Source organism: Flavobacterium hercynium (genome assembly GCF_002217285.1).
Classification (GTDB): domain Bacteria; phylum Bacteroidota; class Bacteroidia; order Flavobacteriales; family Flavobacteriaceae; genus Flavobacterium; species Flavobacterium hercynium.
On the sequence record NZ_MUGW01000033.1, the window covers coordinates 1 to 2,319 of the forward strand.

A 2,319-nucleotide genomic window follows, 5' to 3' on the forward strand; every position below is an offset into this window, starting at 1 on the left:
ATGAACTTTGTTTGCTTTAGACTTTAAGCAATATGCTTTAAGCTTTATCTGCTTACCGCCTATAGCTTACAGCTTTAGGCTTTTGGTGGAGAATAACGGAGTCGAACCGTTGACCTCCTGCGTGCAAGGCAGGCGCTCTAGCCAGCTGAGCTAATCCCCCATTTTAATTAAAAATTAAAAATCGTGAATTAAAAATTATGAACTTTCGATTCTTTAATCTTTCAACTTCTAAAATTTCCTTTGTTTATTTAAGTAGTACAGTCTTTTTAATTTTTAATTCTCAATTTTTAATTGCTATTATATTGAGTTTCTTCTTAAAAAGTAGTCCCGGGCAGACTCGAACTGCCGACCCCTACATTATCAGTGTAGTACTCTAACCAGCTGAGCTACGAGACTCTGTTTTTACTTAAATTTTCATTATTTTTTTAAATTAACAGCAAGAGTAATAAAACGATCAATTCAGATCCGCTCGATATTTGTCTTTTTTCCTAAAAGTGTGTTACCACTAACATTTAGGCTCTAGAAAGGAGGTGTTCCAGCCGCACCTTCCGGTACGGCTACCTTGTTACGACTTAGCCCTAGTTACCAGTTTTACCCTAGGCAGCTCCTTGCGGTCACCGACTTCAGGCACCCCCAGCTTCCATGGCTTGACGGGCGGTGTGTACAAGGCCCGGGAACGTATTCACCGGATCATGGCTGATATCCGATTACTAGCGATTCCAGCTTCACGGAGTCGAGTTGCAGACTCCGATCCGAACTGTGACCGGTTTTATAGATTCGCTCCTGGTCGCCCAGTGGCTGCTCTCTGTACCGGCCATTGTAGCACGTGTGTAGCCCAAGGCGTAAGGGCCGTGATGATTTGACGTCATCCCCACCTTCCTCACAGTTTGCACTGGCAGTCTTGTTAGAGTTCCCGACATGACTCGCTGGCAACTAACAACAGGGGTTGCGCTCGTTATAGGACTTAACCTGACACCTCACGGCACGAGCTGACGACAACCATGCAGCACCTTGTAATTTGTCTTGCGAAAGATCTGTTTCCAAATCGGTCAAACTACATTTAAGCCTTGGTAAGGTTCCTCGCGTATCATCGAATTAAACCACATGCTCCACCGCTTGTGCGGGCCCCCGTCAATTCCTTTGAGTTTCATTCTTGCGAACGTACTCCCCAGGTGGGATACTTATCACTTTCGCTTAGCCACTGAGATTGCTCCCAACAGCTAGTATCCATCGTTTACGGCGTGGACTACCAGGGTATCTAATCCTGTTCGCTACCCACGCTTTCGTCCATCAGCGTCAATCAATTAGTAGTAACCTGCCTTCGCAATTGGTATTCCATGTAATCTCTAAGCATTTCACCGCTACACTACATATTCTAGTTACTTCCTAATAATTCAAGTTCAGCAGTATCAATGGCCGTTCCACCGTTGAGCGATGGGCTTTCACCACTGACTTACTAAACCGCCTACGGACCCTTTAAACCCAATGATTCCGGATAACGCTTGGATCCTCCGTATTACCGCGGCTGCTGGCACGGAGTTAGCCGATCCTTATTCTTACGATACCGTCAAGCTACTTCACGAAGTAGTGTTTCTTCTCGTATAAAAGCAGTTTACAATCCATAGGACCGTCATCCTGCACGCGGCATGGCTGGATCAGGCTTGCGCCCATTGTCCAATATTCCTCACTGCTGCCTCCCGTAGGAGTCTGGTCCGTGTCTCAGTACCAGTGTGGGGGATCTCCCTCTCAGGACCCCTACCCATCGTAGCCTTGGTAAGCCGTTACCTTACCAACTAGCTAATGGGACGCATGCTCATCTTTTACCGTTGTGACTTTAATTATAAAATGATGCCATTCTATAATACTATGAGGTATTAATCCAAATTTCTCTGGGCTATCCCTCTGTAAAAGGTAGATTGCATACGCGTTACGCACCCGTGCGCCGGTCTCAAGTATTGCTACTCTACCCCTCGACTTGCATGTGTTAAGCCTGCCGCTAGCGTTCATCCTGAGCCAGGATCAAACTCTTCATCGTATATTTTTATATTATATTGCGACAAATTATCTATCGGTTCTTCTCAAATCTCTCGATTCTATTACTCTTATTCTTTTGTTTTAACATCTCTGTTAAAACGGCTGTCAATTCAATATGTCTACGAACGTGTATTTCTTTTTTGTTTCGCTTGTCTCTCAAAGCGGGTGCAAAAGTAGAAAACTTATTTCTAAATGGCAAGAAAAAAATGAAGTTTTTTTTGAGAAATTTTTCATCCTCTTTTACTTCTCTCTCCTCCCAATCTATCAATGAACTTTCCGTGTTTT

At 44.2% G+C, this 2,319-nt stretch carries 1 protein-coding gene, 2 tRNA genes and 1 rRNA gene; all 4 read right to left on the bottom strand.

The features are described 5' to 3' along the window. Nucleotides 1-83: 83 nt before the first annotated feature. A tRNA-Ala gene (locus B0A66_RS15820) sits at nt 84-160 on the bottom strand. A 162-nt stretch (nt 161-322) separates the two neighbouring features. Further along, a tRNA-Ile gene (locus B0A66_RS15825) sits at nt 323-396 on the bottom strand. Nucleotides 397-523: 127 nt separating this feature from the next. Beyond that, nucleotides 524-2,035, bottom strand: a 16S ribosomal RNA gene (locus B0A66_RS15830). Between the two features lie 30 nt (nt 2,036-2,065). Then, nucleotides 2,066-2,319 (bottom strand): hypothetical protein (locus B0A66_RS23080; protein ID WP_208862595.1); only part of this gene is annotated, 254 nt, incomplete at its 5' end.